This window comes from Arthrobacter sp. UYCu511 (genome assembly GCF_040547105.1).
GTDB lineage: Bacteria > Actinomycetota > Actinomycetes > Actinomycetales > Micrococcaceae > Specibacter > Specibacter psychrochitiniphilus.
The window spans coordinates 357231-371606 of record NZ_JBEPPB010000001.1 but is presented as its reverse complement, the minus strand read 5'-3'; the positions used below and the strand labels follow the sequence as shown (position 1 = coordinate 371606).

13 protein-coding genes and 1 tRNA gene are annotated in these 14376 nt (G+C 59.5%); 5 read left to right on the top strand and 9 right to left on the bottom strand.

From position 1 onward, the window contains the following. Window position 1: 1 nt before the first annotated feature. The 4 genes from arc to ABIB48_RS01670 all read right to left on the bottom strand — a co-directional run bounded on the left by arc (window position 2) and on the right by ABIB48_RS01670 (window position 5036). On the bottom strand, window positions 2-1798 hold the full coding sequence (gene arc, locus ABIB48_RS01685) for a proteasome ATPase (RefSeq protein WP_502914084.1): 1797 nt from the start codon (window positions 1796-1798) through the stop codon (window positions 2-4). A 66-nt stretch (window positions 1799-1864) separates the two neighbouring features. Continuing rightward, a complete protein-coding gene (locus tag ABIB48_RS01680; RefSeq protein ID WP_110106758.1) occupies window positions 1865-2932 on the bottom strand; it encodes a tRNA (adenine-N1)-methyltransferase in 1068 nt (355 codons plus the stop codon). Between the two features lie 161 nt (window positions 2933-3093). Further along, window positions 3094-4260 (bottom strand): site-2 protease family protein, encoded by a 1167-nt coding sequence (locus ABIB48_RS01675; RefSeq protein WP_354211580.1) that lies wholly within the window; start codon window positions 4258-4260, stop codon window positions 3094-3096. After that, entirely contained in the window at window positions 4257-5036 is a 780-nt protein-coding gene (locus ABIB48_RS01670) for an HAD family hydrolase (protein WP_354211578.1), read from the bottom strand. The genes ABIB48_RS01675 and ABIB48_RS01670 overlap by 4 nt, the downstream gene beginning before the upstream one ends. Window positions 5037-5132: 96 nt before the next feature. On the opposite strand from ABIB48_RS01670, the gene ABIB48_RS01665 reads away from it, so the two are divergent. Then, window positions 5133-6023 carry a PAC2 family protein gene (locus ABIB48_RS01665; protein ID WP_502914082.1) on the top strand — a complete coding sequence of 297 codons (891 nt, stop codon included), beginning with the start codon at window positions 5133-5135 and terminating at the stop codon, window positions 6021-6023. A gap of 34 nt (window positions 6024-6057) precedes the next feature. Here the strand turns inward: ABIB48_RS01665 and mshC are convergent, their stop codons facing one another. Both mshC and ABIB48_RS01655 read right to left on the bottom strand, forming a co-directional pair. Continuing rightward, window positions 6058-7347, bottom strand: coding sequence for a cysteine--1-D-myo-inosityl 2-amino-2-deoxy-alpha-D-glucopyranoside ligase (gene mshC, locus ABIB48_RS01660; RefSeq protein WP_354211576.1), 1290 nt, complete (start codon window positions 7345-7347; stop codon window positions 6058-6060). 85 nt (window positions 7348-7432) lie between these two features. Then, a complete protein-coding gene (locus ABIB48_RS01655) occupies window positions 7433-8269 on the bottom strand; it encodes an undecaprenyl-diphosphate phosphatase (protein ID WP_354211574.1) in 837 nt (278 codons plus the stop codon). Between the two features lie 92 nt (window positions 8270-8361). On the opposite strand from ABIB48_RS01655, the gene ABIB48_RS01650 reads away from it, so the two are divergent. After that, window positions 8362-9297: an aldo/keto reductase gene (locus tag ABIB48_RS01650; RefSeq protein ID WP_110106873.1), complete on the top strand. Its 936-nt coding sequence runs from the start codon at window positions 8362-8364 to the stop codon at window positions 9295-9297. Between the two features lie 78 nt (window positions 9298-9375). Here ABIB48_RS01650 and ABIB48_RS01645 read toward each other — a convergent pair whose 3' ends face one another. Then, window positions 9376-9690: a hypothetical protein gene (locus ABIB48_RS01645; protein WP_354211571.1), complete on the bottom strand. Its 315-nt coding sequence runs from the start codon at window positions 9688-9690 to the stop codon at window positions 9376-9378. Window positions 9691-9819: 129 nt separating this feature from the next. On the opposite strand from ABIB48_RS01645, the gene ABIB48_RS01640 reads away from it, so the two are divergent. Continuing rightward, window positions 9820-10059 (top strand): DUF5703 family protein, encoded by a 240-nt coding sequence (locus ABIB48_RS01640; protein WP_110106753.1) that lies wholly within the window; start codon window positions 9820-9822, stop codon window positions 10057-10059. A gap of 100 nt (window positions 10060-10159) precedes the next feature. Here ABIB48_RS01640 and ABIB48_RS01635 read toward each other — a convergent pair whose 3' ends face one another. Then, complete coding sequence (locus ABIB48_RS01635; protein WP_354211569.1) at window positions 10160-11317, bottom strand: acyl-CoA dehydrogenase family protein; 1158 nt, start codon at window positions 11315-11317, stop codon at window positions 10160-10162. Between the two features lie 11 nt (window positions 11318-11328). Continuing rightward, window positions 11329-12633 (bottom strand): M20/M25/M40 family metallo-hydrolase, encoded by a 1305-nt coding sequence (locus ABIB48_RS01630; protein WP_354211567.1) that lies wholly within the window; start codon window positions 12631-12633, stop codon window positions 11329-11331. Between the two features lie 190 nt (window positions 12634-12823). Between ABIB48_RS01630 and ABIB48_RS01625 the strand changes: the two genes are divergently transcribed. Both ABIB48_RS01625 and ABIB48_RS01620 read left to right on the top strand, forming a co-directional pair. Next, window positions 12824-12906 (top strand) — tRNA-Leu (locus ABIB48_RS01625). A gap of 313 nt (window positions 12907-13219) precedes the next feature. Further along, entirely contained in the window at window positions 13220-13984 is a 765-nt protein-coding gene (locus tag ABIB48_RS01620; protein ID WP_315915412.1) for a DUF2786 domain-containing protein, read from the top strand. Window positions 13985-14376 lie beyond the last annotated feature (392 nt).

Sequence of the window (14376 nt, the reverse complement as noted above, 5' to 3'; positions counted from 1 at the left end):
CTCACAGGTACTGCCCCGTGTTTGGCAGGGTTTCCAGGGTCCGGCCAGGCACTTGGCCTTCCTTGCTCTGGACGATGGTGCGGATGTAGGTGATCCGCTCACCCTTCTTCCCGGAAATTCTTGCCCAATCGTCAGGGTTGGTGGTGTTGGGCATATCCTCATGCTCACGGAACTCATCCACCACCGCGCGCAGCATATGTTCAATCCGGATGCCCTTCTCACCACTGGTCAGCAGGTCCTTGATGGCATATTTCTTGGCCCTGTCCACCACGTTCTGAATCACCGCACCGGAGTTGAAGTCCTTGAAGTACAGCATTTCAGTATCACCGTTGGCATAGGTCACCTCAAGGAATTCATTGCCCTTGTCCGTGGCGTACATGGCCTCAACCGTGCGCTGAACCATTGCGTCAACGGTTTCTTGGAGGCTGCCGTGGTTCGCTGAAACGTCATCGGCGTGGAACGGCAGGGATGTGGTGACATATTTAGTAAAAATATCCGCCGCAGACTCTGCGTCCGGGCGCTGAATTTTGACCTTGACGTCAAGACGGCCGGGACGCAGGATGGCTGGATCAATCATGTCTTCCCGGTTGGAGGCGCCAATGACAATCACGTTATCCAGGCGTTCAACGCCGTCGATCTCGCTGAGCAGCTGGGGCACAATGGTGGTTTCCACATCGGAAGAAACCCCCGTACCGCGGGTACGGAACAGTGAATCCATCTCGTCAAAGAACACCACCACGGCGCTGCCGTCGGAGGCCTTTTCGCGGGCCCGGCTAAAGATCAGCCGGATCTGGCGCTCGGTCTCCCCCACATATTTATCCAGCAGTTCAGGTCCCTTGATGTTGAGGAAGTAGCTTTTCTGATCCTTAACACCTGAGCGTTCCCGCGCCCGCTTGGCCAGTGAATTGGCCACAGCCTTGGCAATGAGCGTCTTTCCGCAGCCGGGCGGGCCGTAGAGAAGAATGCCCTTGGGCGCTTTGAGCCCGTGTTCGCGGTAGAGGTCAGGATGCAGGAAGGGAAGTTCCACGGCATCACGAATTTGCTCGATCTGGGAGGCAAGCCCACCAATGTCCGCATAGGAAATATCCGGCACTTCCTCCAGTATCAAGTTCTCCACTTCGGAGCGCGGGATCTTTTCCAGAGCGTAGCCGGTGCGTGCATCCATGGTGAGCGCGTCCCCCACCCTGACGGCGCCATGCAAGGTACCAGCGAGCCGCAGCACCCGTTCATCATCGGAGCGGCCAATGACCAAGGCGCGGTCCGTGCCCAACAATTCCTTCACGGTGACAAGTTCCCCAACATCGGTGCACCCCAGCGCCGCAATCACGGTGAACGCCTCATTAAGGAGCACTTCTTGCCCCACGGAGAGCTCGTTCATGCGCAGCAGCGGGCTCATGCCTACCCGCATCTTGCGCCCTGAGGCATATACGTCAATGCTTTCCGAGGTCACCGCGGTGCTGGCTCCGCTGGTGGGCGTGACCCGGTTCAAGGCCACAATGGTGCCGAAACTGTAGGGTGGCTCACCGTCACGCTCCAGGGCCGAACGCAGTTTCTGGATTTCAGACTTGGCTGTTTCCAGTACCGCCACAAGCTTGGAGTTATTGGCTGTGGCCGAGGCCAACGCCCGGTCAAGGTTGCGGGCCTTGTCCCGGAGCACATTGAGTTGACGCTCCAGGAGCGCTTGTTGGCCTGGACCGATCGAATAGGCCGAGCCGTGAGAGCCGGGCGCGGGGGGAACCGCAGTAGGCGTGGTGCCATCCTGCGCATCTTCGGGTGTGGAGTGCGTTGAGTCGTTCATGACCTTGTGTCCTTCCGCAGCGTATCCCGCCGCAGCCGTGGCTAACCGGTAGTGCCGAGCATACTGCTACTGCTCGCCGAAACCGTCCTGGCGGGTTTCTGTTTCTTGTGACTGCTCTTGATTACGCTTGGTCTGCACAGTGGAAGAGGCGTCACGTGCGGCGCGGCGCAGCTTCTTGTCCGAGACGGACCGTTCGCCCACAGCCGCAGGTGTCCAAGCGTCGAGGTCCTCCTGCGCAAAATCGGTTTTCGACGCGCGGCGCTTCGGGGACATTCCCGTCACACCATCAGCGAGCCGGCGCGTGACCATGAGGAAACCGGTGTGAGCCACCATGCGGTGGTCCGGGCGGACGGCCAAGCCCTCAAGGTGCCAGCCGCGCACCATTGATTCCCAAGCGTCAGGCTCGGTAAACCTACCATCTGCCCTAATGGCTTCAGCCGTGCGGGAGAGCTGAGTCACGGTGGCAACATAGTTGATCCAGACGCCGCCGGGCGCCAACACTGTGGCTACCGCGTCGAGGCATTCCCACGGTGCCAGCATGTCCAAAACAACCCTGTCAATGCTGCCGGGAGCTTCCTGTGCCACCACCTGGTCTTGGAAGTCTCCGAGGGAAATCTTCCAGGCCGGGTGGGGGCCGCCAAAAATGGTTTCCACGTTGCCGCGGGCAATATCTGCAAATTCTTCACGGCGTTCAAAAGAGTGCAAATAGCCGTTGTCTCCCACGGCTCGAAGTAGCGAGATGGACAGCGCGCCGGATCCCACACCTGCCTCAACTACACGAGCACCCGGGTAGATATCTCCCATGGTGATGATCTGTCCGGCATCCTTGGGGTACACCACTGCCGCACCGCGGGGCATGGAAAGCACAAAGTCAGAGAGCAGGGGGCGCAGTGCCTGGTATTGCTGGCCCACGTTGCTTTCTACCATGGAGCCCTCGGGAGAGCCGATCAGCAGATCATGGTTCAAAAAGCCCTTGTGCGTATGGTACGCCGTTCCGGGTGTCAGGGTGATGGTGTTCATGCGGCCGCGCTCGTCAGTCAGCTGTACACGCTCCCCGGGGCGGAAAGTACCGCGGCGGGCAGCCGCACCGTGCGGCGCCTGGCCGGCATCTTGAGCTGTTGGGTCTTGCTTCATCTAAATGGATCCTCACGTTTGGTTCTCAAAGTTCAGCGTTTGCAGCCCGCGCCTGGCGGGCCGGAAAAATAGTGGGAAAGCTGAAAAAGCTGGAAAAGGGTGGAAGAGCTCGAAGAGGTTTCAGGCTGGCGAGGTTTATGGCTGGCGAGTTTTGCCGGCCCTCACGCAGTGCCCTTGCCGGTCATGGCGGCCACAACCTTCGCCTGGCTCAGCAGGCCGGTGACTTTCCCCTCCAGGTTAATGACCGCATATTCCTTATCCGGAAGTTGGGCCAGGTAGGAGACAAGCTCCACGCCTGAGGCCGCCTCCGGAACGTAGGCTCCCTTGGACAGGGTCCTCGCCACCGCGCTGGCCGGGGTGAGCAGCGCAGCCTGTGGCGGGACATGGGCCAAAGCAAATTCGTCAACCACTGCCGTAGGACGGCCGTCACGGCCAAAGAGAACTATGGGCTCTTGAGGAAACTGTCCACGCAGCGTCCAGAGCTGGGCCACGGTGCATTCAAGGGAAGCGCTCACCGCGGGTGCGGCCAGGGCGCCAGCAGTGATGGCGGGCAGGCGCAGGCGCATATTTGCCCCCTTGATGGAGGCAGAAGCTCCCATCCACAGGAAACCCGCCAGCAAGATCACAATGAATGACGTTGTCAGTTGCGGCTGCGCACCCTGCAGATACGGCACTACCAACACCACGGCAACAATCAACACCACAATGATGCGCCCGGCCCAACCAGCCGCCACGGTACCCTTTTCCTGGCTGCCTGTGGATTTCCACACGATTGACTCCACGAGCCTGCCACCGTCCAGCGGCAAGCCGGGCAAAATGTTGAACAGACCAATCAGCAGGTTCGCCCAAATGAAAATATTGGCCAAGAGGAAAGCAATGGACCCTCCCAGGGTGACTTGCTCAGCCGAGAGCGGCACGGGCAGCGCTGTCTTGACAAGCCAGCCCAGCCCCGCCAACACAAAATTAGCAACGGGCCCTGAAAACGCTACTACCAAGGCCTTGCCAGGAGTGGCCTTGCTGAAATCGAATTCGGTGTGGCCACCCCAGAGATTCAAAACAATTTTGTGTGTTTGCCAGCCGTACATCTTTGCCGCCACGGCATGGGCCAACTCGTGAATAAAAACAGACAAGAGCAACAGCAGCGCGTAGGCAAAAGCAACCGGATAGGCCCAGCCGCCAAACCCGGCTTGTAGCTGCGGGCCAAAGATCAAGACAGTAATGGTGGCGATGAGGAACCAGGAGTTGGCCAAGATGATGGGTGTTCCCTTGACGGAGCCCAGCACCATTCCTTCACGCCGTTGCTTCACACTGCCGGTGGAACCGTTCACAAAGCAGCCCCGGCCGAGGTTGCGTCACCAGCGAGAGAAGTTGCGTCACCATCGAGAAATGCTGCGTGTGCGGCGAGAACTGCCTGGACGTCGTCGTGGCTCTTTCCCGCAAGCGTGTCCCAGGTGGTGCGGCGGGCATCTTCACCCAACGGAACGGCATTGGGGATGGCGATGGTGGCCATCCCTGACGCAATGGCCGAGGCGACTCCCGGAACGGAATCCTCCAGAGCCGCACAGTGGGCCAGGGTCAGGCCGGGATCGCTGCGCTGCAGTTCTTTCACAGCCAGCAGATACGGTTCGGGATGCGGTTTGCCATGCGTGACTTCATCGCCGGTGATCAGGAATTCAAAATATTCCTCGCCCAGAGCGGCCACCACTTCCGCCGCCATATGACGTTCGCTCATGGTCACGAGGGCGCAGCGCACGCCCCGGCCATGCAGTTCAGCCAGCAATTCCCGAGCGCCCGGGCGCCACGGAAGTTCTCTGCGCAGCCCGGCCACCACGGAGTTGGAGAGGTAGTCGATGATCTCGCGCTCGGAAAGGTCCACACCGGCACCCTGGAGTACCTTGGCGGTGGAATCCAACGCATTGCCAACCAGGGCGTGAGCCATTTCCTCATCCCAATACCCGCCATGGGCCGTCACCAGCTCGATTTCAGCGGCAATCCAATAAGGTTCGGTGTCTACCAAGGTCCCGTCCATGTCCCACAGGACGGCTTTAAGCACCAGAGCGGCGGAAGTCTCGTGAAGGTTCATGGCAGAAGTGGGTGAAAGCATGCCCCTAGTCTACGTGGCAGGACGTGAAGAGCCGCTTTTCCACAGCCGCGCGTGGTGGGTGATGCCGCAAACAGCTTCGGCCCGTAGGCTGGGCAGGTGAGCAGATTCAATGATGAGCAAGCCAAGCAACCGGCAGCGTTCCTGAGAGCGGCAGCCGGCGGGCAGCGCGTTACCGTCCTGCTGGCCGCCTTCGAGGGCTGGAACGACGCCGGTGATGCGGCCAGCGATGCCCTGAAGTACCTCCACCACCTGTGGGATGCCAAACGGGTGGGTTCGATTGAACCGGATGAATACTATGATTTCCAGTTCACCAGGCCTGAAGTTCGTCTGACGTCTACCGGCGGACACAAAATCAAGTGGCCCGTCACCAAGATCGCCAAAGCTTCCGTGCCCGGGTCTTCTCTTGATGTGGTCCTGGTGCACGGGATTGAACCGTCCTACCGTTGGCGCGCTTACACGGCGGAATTACTGGCCAAGGCCGCAGAACTGAACGTTGACTACGTGGTGCTGGTAGGAGCCCTACTGGCAGATGTTCCCCACTCCCGCCCCATCCCCGTCACAGCAACGTGCGACGACGAACAGCTCGCCACCAGCTTGAACCTTGAAACGTCCCAATATGAGGGCCCCATAGGAATTGTGGGTGTGCTCAACGAGGTGGCCCTTCTGGCTGGGCTGCCCACAGTTTCCCTGTGGGCAGCCGTACCTCACTATGTGGCCCAGGCGCCCTCCCCCAAGGCGGAACTGGCCCTGCTCAATAAAATTGAGGATTACCTGGGGGTTTCCCTTCCCACCGCCGAGCTGGCCGAGGATGCCAGCGCCTGGGAACGCGGCGTCAACGATCTCGCCACAGAAGACGCGGAAATTGCCGCCTACGTCCAGCAGCTCGAAGAGGCCAAGGACACTGCGGAACTCCCCGAAGCCACCGGGGAGTCCATCGCCCAGGAATTCGAACGCTATCTGCGCCGGCGCGGTAACGAGCAGCAGTAGCGCTCCATTAGCTGCCGGCGCTGTGCAACGGTCTTTAGAGTTCGATCCCCAGCAGAGCCTCGAGCGTGTCGGAGACCAGATCGGCATCACGGTCTGATGCTTTACTCGCGTCGCTGACTGTGGATAGTTCTGCCCAGGCATCCACGGCTGCCAGTGCCCGCGGCGCATCCAGGTCTTGTGAGAGGGCTGCTCGCAGCTCGGCGAGCAGCACCTTTGCGGAGCCTTTGGCGGCCCGAGGTGCTGCCTTGCGCCAGCGGTCCAAACGGTCCTGCGCCGCTTCCAACAGTTCCTGAGTCCAGAACCAGTCGCTTCGGTAGTGGTGGGCCAGGATGGCCAGCCGGATTGCGGCTGGGTCTACCCCGTCGGCACGAAGTTGCGAGACGAGGACCAGGTTGCCCAGCGACTTGCTCATTTTCTCGCCGTCTAAACCGACCATGGCGGTATGCACGTAATGTGAGGCCATGGGCGTGTGGCTCAGTGCGTAGGCGTGACCGGCACCCATTTCATGGTGCGGGAAGATGAGATCACTGCCGCCACCTTGCACGGTGAAGGGCTTGGGTAGGAAGCGTTGGGCAATGACGGTGCATTCAATGTGCCAGCCCGGCCGTCCGGCACCCAGGGAGGAACCATCCCATGAGGGTTCGCCGTCCCGGGCTACCCGCCACAGCAGCGCATCGAGCGGGTGGCGCTTGCCAAGGCGGGCGGGGTCCCCACCGCGTTCGGCAAAGACTGGGAGCATTTGTTCTTGACTGAGGCCCGAAACCTGACCCAGCCACCACGGCGATTCGGGTTCGGCAAGTTTTTGTGCCGATGAGGCGCCTTCCACGGAGAAGTAAATATCGCCGTCGGGCTCTCCTGCACTGCCCTCAACAGCGTAGGCAAGCCCCTGTGCCACCAGGTCTTCAATCTCTGGGACGATCCATTCAATGGATTCGACGGCACCAATGTAGTGCTCCGGTGCCAGAACATTCAGAGCCTCCATGTCAGCATGGAACAGCTCCGTCTGGGCTACTGCCAGCTCACGCCAGTCAACGCCGTCGCGGTTGGCCCGTTCCAGTAACGGATCATCAATATCCGTAACGTTCTGAACGTAGTTGACTGTGCGGTCGGCATCACGCCAGGCCCTGTTCAACAAGTCAAAGGCCACATAAGTTGCGGCATGGCCCATATGGGTGGCGTCGTAAGGGGTAATGCCGCAAACGTACATGCTGGCAGGACCGGTATCTGCCAGAGTAACTACGCGTTGGCGTGTGGTCTCATGCAGGGAAAGGGCTGGCATGACGCCGGGCAACTGAGGCAGGGCGTGGGTCTTCCAAGTTTTCACAGGCACCAGCATATAGCTCGCAACTTACAAACAACACGAAGCTTGCTGTGAACTACCCCGGCGGCTTCCCAAGACTGTCAGGATGTTAGGGGGTAATGACGTTGGTACCCAGGAGGATAAACAACAGCAAACCCAACCCAATACGGTACCAAACAAAGGGCCGGAAGCTTTTGGTTGAGATGTACTTCAGGAACCAGCCAATGATGAGATATCCCACAACGAACGCAATGACCGTAGCGAGGATTGTTTCGCCCATGCCAAACGGTCCCGCCGCACCCTCATGCTTACCGAAAATCTTGTACAGCTCATAGAAGCCGCTGCCGAAGACTGCGGGAATGGCCAGCAAAAATGCGTAACGCGCCGCCGCCTCGCGGGTGTATCCCATGAGCAGGCCTGCCGTGATGGTGCCGCCTGAGCGCGAAACCCCGGGAATCAGGGCCAGCGCCTGGGCAAAGCCGTAAAGGATGCCGTGCTTGTAGCTCAGATCCTTGAGCTCACGTTTCTGGCTGGCCACGTGGTCAGCTACCGCCAGAAACAGGCCAAAGACTATGAGGGTGGCGGCAACCAGCCACAAGTTTCGCAGCGTGGATTCAATATGGCTTTGAAACACCACACCCAAAATTGCAATGGGGAGGCTGCCAATAATGACCAACCAGCCCATGCGGACGTCAGGATCGGTGCGCGGCACCTGCCCCCGCAGCGAACCCCACCAGGCTTTGATGATGCGCACGATGTCGCGCCAGAAGTACAGCAACACTGCAGTTTCCGTGCCCAACTGGCTGACAGCCGTAAAGGCCGCCCCAGGATCGGCGCCGGAGGGCAGGAATTTGCCAACAACAAAGAGGTGGGCGCTTGAGGAAATCGGGAGGAATTCAGTCAGGCCCTGGACAAGGCCTAAGAAGGCAGCTTCAAACCAGTTCACGGGTTTTAGCCTAGAGCATGTGCGGGGCCGTGGCGGCCAAGGGGCGCCGGGCCGGGCAATTCACACAGCTAATTCACCGTAAGCTTGCAGCTATGGAACAACGATTCATGGGCACCAGCGGACTGCGCGTTTCTGCCCTGACACTGGGCACAATGACCTGGGGAAATGAAACCAGCGCTGATACGGCACGGGCACAACTACGCGATTTCATCGACGCCGGGGGCACCACGCTGGACACTGCCGTCAGTTATGTTGAGGGGCGCAGTGAGGCAATTCTGGGCGAGTTGCTCGGCGATGTAGTCCCGCGCAGCGATGTTGTCCTGGTCTCCAAGGCAGGCATTAGCCACCGCAATGACAGACGTATGGTGGATACCTCACGCCGTGCAATGCTGGCCGGACTGGATGCCTCATTGGCGCGGTTGGGCACGGACCACCTGGATTTGTGGTTGGCGCACGTGTGGGATGAGAACGTTCCGTTGGAAGAGACGCTTGGCGCCCTGGAATTTGCTGTCAGCAGCGGACGTGTCCGCTATGCGGGAGTGTCCAACTACAACGGCTGGCAGCTGGCACGCGCCGCGTCCCTATCCGAGGCCACAATAGTGGCCAACCAGGTGGAGTACTCCCTGGTGGCGAGGGAGGCAGAAGCGGAAATCATTCCCGCAGCAGAGCACGTGGGCGCAGGGCTCTTGTGCTGGGCTCCACTGGGACGCGGTGTCCTGAGCGGAAAGTACCGTGGCCAGATTCCAGCTGACTCACGCGGAGCCAGCAGCACCATGGCCAGCTACGTGGAAAAGTATTTGGAAGGCCGCCCGGTTTGGATCACTGACGCGCTGGTGACGGCCGCTCAAGGATTGGGCCGCTCACCCGTTGATGTGGCGCTGGCCTGGCTCCTCGAGCACCACGCCGTTGCCTCCGCCGTGGTTGGCCCGCGCACACAAGAACAACTCCAGGACATTCTGAGCTCGTCACTGGATCAGCTGCCCGAACAAATAGTAAGTGTCCTCTGTGAAGTTTCCCGGCAGGATTAACGGGTGCTTGCCTCCGGTCAGCTGTACTAAAGTCAGCCGCTCCCAATCCAGCCGCACTAAAGTCAGCCGAATAAGGCTCTAGTCGCTGATGGGACCGTTCTGCGCTGAGTCCGAACCGTTGTCGCTGTTGTCACTGGTACCGTCGCCGTCGCCGTCGAAATCCTCGTCGTCAAATTCGCCGTCATCGCCGTCATCGCCGTAGATCACAAGGGGCGTCACTTCATCGAAGGCGTCGAAGAGAGCTTCTTCGTAGGCTTCAAAGGCGTCAATAATGCCTAGGAACGTTGCTTCAACAATGGGATCTTCCTCCCCGCGGCGAGCTGATGCAGCCACCAAGTGTTCTTCCAAGGCTGTGGTCAGTGCACTCAGTGCTGTGCGGGGATCGATGCTCATGCGTTTGACGGTACCAGTGAGTTAGGGAACTTGAAAGTCCTTATTCCGGGTGGAGGCCTTCCTCTGAGCGCGGCAAAGGGTAGCTTGGGATATACAAGCTGCCGTCACGGCTCAGAGGAAGGTCTGTTCATGCGTGAAAATCTCAAGAGAGCCCCTGCCGGGCGCGGGGCTCCCCTGCATCATTACGAATACCTTGAGATAACGCTAACCCCGGGTGAATCAGTCCCCGGCGCTTACCAGCGCCTGCGTGAACATGCAGAATATGGCCAGTGGGAATTGGCGCGCAGCACCTTGTACATGGGTGGACAGCGTAAATACGTGATGCGCCGCAAGGTGTTGAGGGTGGAACGGACCCTCAACATTTATTAAGCACGCACCACCCTTGCAACGGCTGCAAGCATTCCCTGCGCTCAATTTCTGAGCTGCACTAGGCACTGATGAACTGCACTAGCCTCTGAATTGCCGGTTTCTAGTCCTCCACCGGTCCCAGCCAGGCGTTGGCGATGGTGCTGTGGGCGGATTCATCGTCAGAGGGGTGGAACATTCCCGCCAAAACATCCCGGTACAGCCGGCCCAGTTCATTACCGGCAAAGTCGCTACTACCACCACTGACACGGATCATCAGATCCACCACAGTGCGCGCGGTTTCCGTGGCACGGATTTTCAGCCCCACCAATTTTGGGAACCATTGACTGCCGTGATTGACCAACTGGTCCACGTCGCGGGCCACTGATTCCAGCTGCGGATACAGCCCGTCCATGGCCAACGCTGCGTCAGCAATGCGCCAGCGAATATCGGGATCTTGCGCGTAGCTCTTGCCCGTCTTCTTGGACCGGCGTTTGTGTACCGTCTGCACACCGATCGCCAGCGCCCGCTCCCCCAGCCCCGTGTAGACGGCGGCCAGCAATGTTTCAAAGCAGGCGAAGATGGAAAAGATCAGCGGGTCAGCGTTGGGCCCCACAGGCAGTTTCCTGAACACGCGGTCCGCCGGGGCGGTGGCACCCTCAAGCACCGTGGTGCACGATTGGCTGGCTCGCATGCCCAGCGTGTTCCAGTCATCCTTGATGCTGTAGCCGGGTGTTTCCCGCGTGATGAAGGCGTGCACCAGCACCGGCGCTTCTCCCGTTTCATCCTTGCCGAAGATGCCTAGACGGGTCCAGGCCGGGGAGAGCGAGGTGAAGATTTTGGTCCCCGTGAAGGAATAACTGCCATCGCTCAGAGGTGCGGCCACCGTATTGGAATCAAAAAGCACCGAATCGTTGCCGGCTTCCGAGTTGCCAAAGGCAAACACCTCCCCGGCCACGGCCTCCTCCAGCACATAGCGGAGGGAGTTATCCCCACGCTCGTGTAGAAGGTGGGCGACGCCGGTCCACACCAAGTGCATGTTGATCGCCAAAGCGGTGGCCGGGGCCGCCGTGGCCAATCTGCGTTGCGCGGCCGCCGCCGCTTCCAAGCCAAAGCCGAGTCCGCCGTCGGACTCCGCGGCAAACATGCGCAGATAACCCTGCGCTTTCAGCTCAACCAAGTCCTCATGAAAGAACTCATTACGCTCGTCGTACCCTTTGGCGCGGTCACGGAAGCGCTCCAGTAAATCGTCCGGCAGTAGTTCGTGCAGCTGCGTACTCATGGTGATCTTTCTTAGTAGGTGCTGAGTAAACGGTCTAGGACGCGGGCGCCGAATTTCAGAGAATCGACGGGGACGCGCTCATCCACTCCGTGGAACATGCCGGTGAAATCCAGTTCCGGGGGCAGTTGTAGCGGGGCGAAGCCATAACCGGTGATCCCCAGGCGGCTCAGCGACTTGTTATCAGTGCCGCCGGAGAGCGTGTACGGCAGGACCGTGGAGCCCGGGTCTTCAGCGTGAAGGGAGTCAATCATGGCGTCCACAAGGTTGCCGGCGAACGGTGTTTCGAGCGAGACATCATTGTGGATAGTGGAAATATCGATCCCCTCTCCTGCCAGTTCGCGCACAATTTCCAGAACCTGTTGGTGTTGGCCCGGCAGGGTCCGGATGTCAATCATGGCTTCGGCTGTGCCGGGTATCACATTGGCCTTGTAACCGCCGGAAAGAAATGTGGGGTTGGCAGTATTTTGTAAGGTTGCGCCCACAAAGCGTGAAACAGTACCCAACTGGCTTAGTAAGGTGTCCGGGTTTGATTCATCAAATTCAATGCCTGTCAGCTCCGAGACGCCCTCAAGGAATGCGCGGGTGGTGTCGGTGTACTCGATGGGCCAGGTGTAATCACCAATCCGGGTGACGGCACGGGCCAACCTGGTCACCGCGTTGTCCGTATTGATGTGGGAGCCGTGCCCTGCCCTGCCGTGGGCGGTCAGACGCAGCCAGGCCAGACCCTTTTCCGCCGTTTGCAGCAGGTACGCGCGCTGACCATTGATCTCCGTAGAGAAGCCGCCCACCTCGGAGATTGCTTCCGTTGCGCCCTCAAAGAGGTCCGGACGGTTGTCAACGGACCAGCGGGCCCCGTAAGTGCCGCCAGCTTCCTCATCGGCAAAGAACGCAAAGACAATGTCACGCTTGGGTTTGCGGCCTTCACGGCCCATAGACCGCATGACGGAAAGGATCATGGCGTCCATGTCCTTCATGTCTACGGCACCCCGACCCCAGATCAGCCCGTCCCGCTGTTCACCACCAAAAGGGTCCACACTCCAATCCGCGGCCAGTGCCGGAACCACATCCAAGTGCCCGTGCACCACAAGTGCCGGAAGGGACGAGTCCTCTCCTTCAATTCGGGTGACCACATTGGCACGCCCGGGTGAGGACTCATACAACTCCGGTGCGAGCCCGGCCTCGGAGATGAGCGCCGCGGTATGCTCGGCAATGGCCCGCTCCCCCGGACCTTCATTGTCGGCGTAGTTACTGGTGTCGAAGCGAATGAGATCGGCACAGATGCCTGCAACTTCATCCTCGGGCCTGACGGTATTCACGGCATAACTCCTCTGACTGGTGCGTTTGATCCAGCCTACCTTTTGTGACGTTTCTAGCTCCCGGCGTGCCCCAAAACCGTAGGGCAGGACTCGATTGTTGTTTCTGGCAAAAGTCGTGCTATTGTTTTCATCGCTGCTGCAGGGAACAACGATTCAAACGAGAGTGAGAATCAGATTCCTGCGATCACCTGCGCGGGTGGCGGAATGGCAGACGCGCTAGCTTGAGGTGCTAGTCCTGGAAACGGGGTGAGGGTTCAAGTCCCTTTCCGCGCACTGACAGACTCCCTGGGAACCACGGTTCTCAGGGAGTCTTTTTGTTTGCCCAAAAACAGGGTCAGTAGCCAACTACCCAGAGAAGGTAGCTATGTGCCGAACGTCACCATGCTGAAGTTGGGTGGCATCACTGGCTTCCCTGCTGTGGCTTTCATAGTTTTTGCTTTCATACTTTTTACTTTCATGCTTTCAATGTCAGTGCCTCTCGCTAGAGTCCCAGGTAAGGAAGCGTCCACCGTTTCCTGGACCGCAGGCACACCAGGTACTCACGGCCCAACACCAGGGCAAAAGCCCCAGCACAAGGAGCCTTCTCATGAAAACGGAACAGGAACCGGGCCGTAAGGCGGAGAAAACCCTCAAACTCATCACCAAGTTGCTCGCCAAGGCCGCCAACACGCCCTTCCCCGCCGAAGCCCAGGCTTTTCAAGAACATGCCGAACGGCTCATGGTCCGCTACGGAATAGAGCAGGCCACGATCGATGCAGAAGCCGGAAAGTCAGGCAAGCCACAAGAGCTCATGGTGGAAGAGCGGGTGGAATTTTCTGGCCAGTACCGGGTGGGTCAGGCGCGCGGTTTCACCATGATCGCCTTGGCGTTTAATACTGTCCGGGTCCTGCAGGCCACTGGTAGCAGTAAAAAAGTCCTTTACCTGATCGGAGCCGAATCCGATGTGGCGCAGATTGTGCGGCTCTTGGTTTCGTTACGACTGCAAGTGGAATCAGCCATGACGAACTGGTGGATCTCATATCTGAACAAGGACTTCCTGAGCGCCCATGAAAAGACTCTGGAGCGCAGGCAATTTCAACTGGGTTTTCTTATGACAGTCGCTGGCAGGATTGAGGCCATTTACAGTGCCGAGGTAGCAACGGACAGCCCCGGCAATGAACTGGTACTGAGCAGCCGCCGTGACCGTGCAGATGAGCATGTCAGCGTGTTGTACCCGGCGATTCGTCCGGCACGCCGCCACACCATGTCAATGGGCTCCCCCAGCGCCCATTCAGCAGGCAGTTACGCGGGCACCTTGGCAAGAGTCAACAGCTCCGTAGGTGCGCCCGGCCGCCACACTTTAGAAAGCTGAAAAGATAGGCTAACCACGACATTCATCAGGCAGCAGCAGGCAACCACCCATGGCGCACTGTAGCTCAGCTCGGATTGCTCGGATTGCTCGGATTGCCGGGTTGCCGGGTCCGTAGCTGCCGTGGCTCTGGCCCTCACACCGTTTCTTGTCCCATGCCCGGCACTCTTTAAAGGATTCCTGGCGGTTTGAGCTTTTAGGCTGGCGTATCGTGGTGCGTCCTGGCTGTGGCGAACCGAGGCTACCTTCCAGCAGCGGCGGGCCCAGCAGGCTGGCCACTCTACTCAGGCTTCAGACGCCACCTGCGTACTCACTGCTCAGGCAGCTGCCCTTGCTGCGGTGACCCTGCAGGTGGCCTTTGACATGTTCATGGGAGAGGCTGTTCCAGCCCGTCA

Bases quoted from the DNA above. Each gene is read 5' to 3' on its own strand.
- ABIB48_RS01670 (WP_354211578.1), bottom strand. From the start codon at position 5,036: ATGCTTTCACCCACTTCTGCCATGAACCTTCACGAGACTTCCGCCGCT.
- arc (WP_502914084.1), bottom strand. From the start codon at position 1,798: ATGAACGACTCAACGCACTCCACACCCGAAGATGCGCAGGATGGCACC.
- ABIB48_RS01640 (WP_110106753.1), top strand. From the start codon at position 9,820: ATGCGTGAAAATCTCAAGAGAGCCCCTGCCGGGCGCGGGGCTCCCCTG.
- ABIB48_RS01680 (WP_110106758.1), bottom strand. From the start codon at position 2,932: ATGAAGCAAGACCCAACAGCTCAAGATGCCGGCCAGGCGCCGCACGGT.
- ABIB48_RS01645 (WP_354211571.1), bottom strand. From the start codon at position 9,690: ATGAGCATCGATCCCCGCACAGCACTGAGTGCACTGACCACAGCCTTG.
- ABIB48_RS01650 (WP_110106873.1), top strand. From the start codon at position 8,362: ATGGAACAACGATTCATGGGCACCAGCGGACTGCGCGTTTCTGCCCTG.
- ABIB48_RS01620 (WP_315915412.1), top strand. From the start codon at position 13,220: ATGAAAACGGAACAGGAACCGGGCCGTAAGGCGGAGAAAACCCTCAAA.
- ABIB48_RS01635 (WP_354211569.1), bottom strand. From the start codon at position 11,317: ATGAGTACGCAGCTGCACGAACTACTGCCGGACGATTTACTGGAGCGC.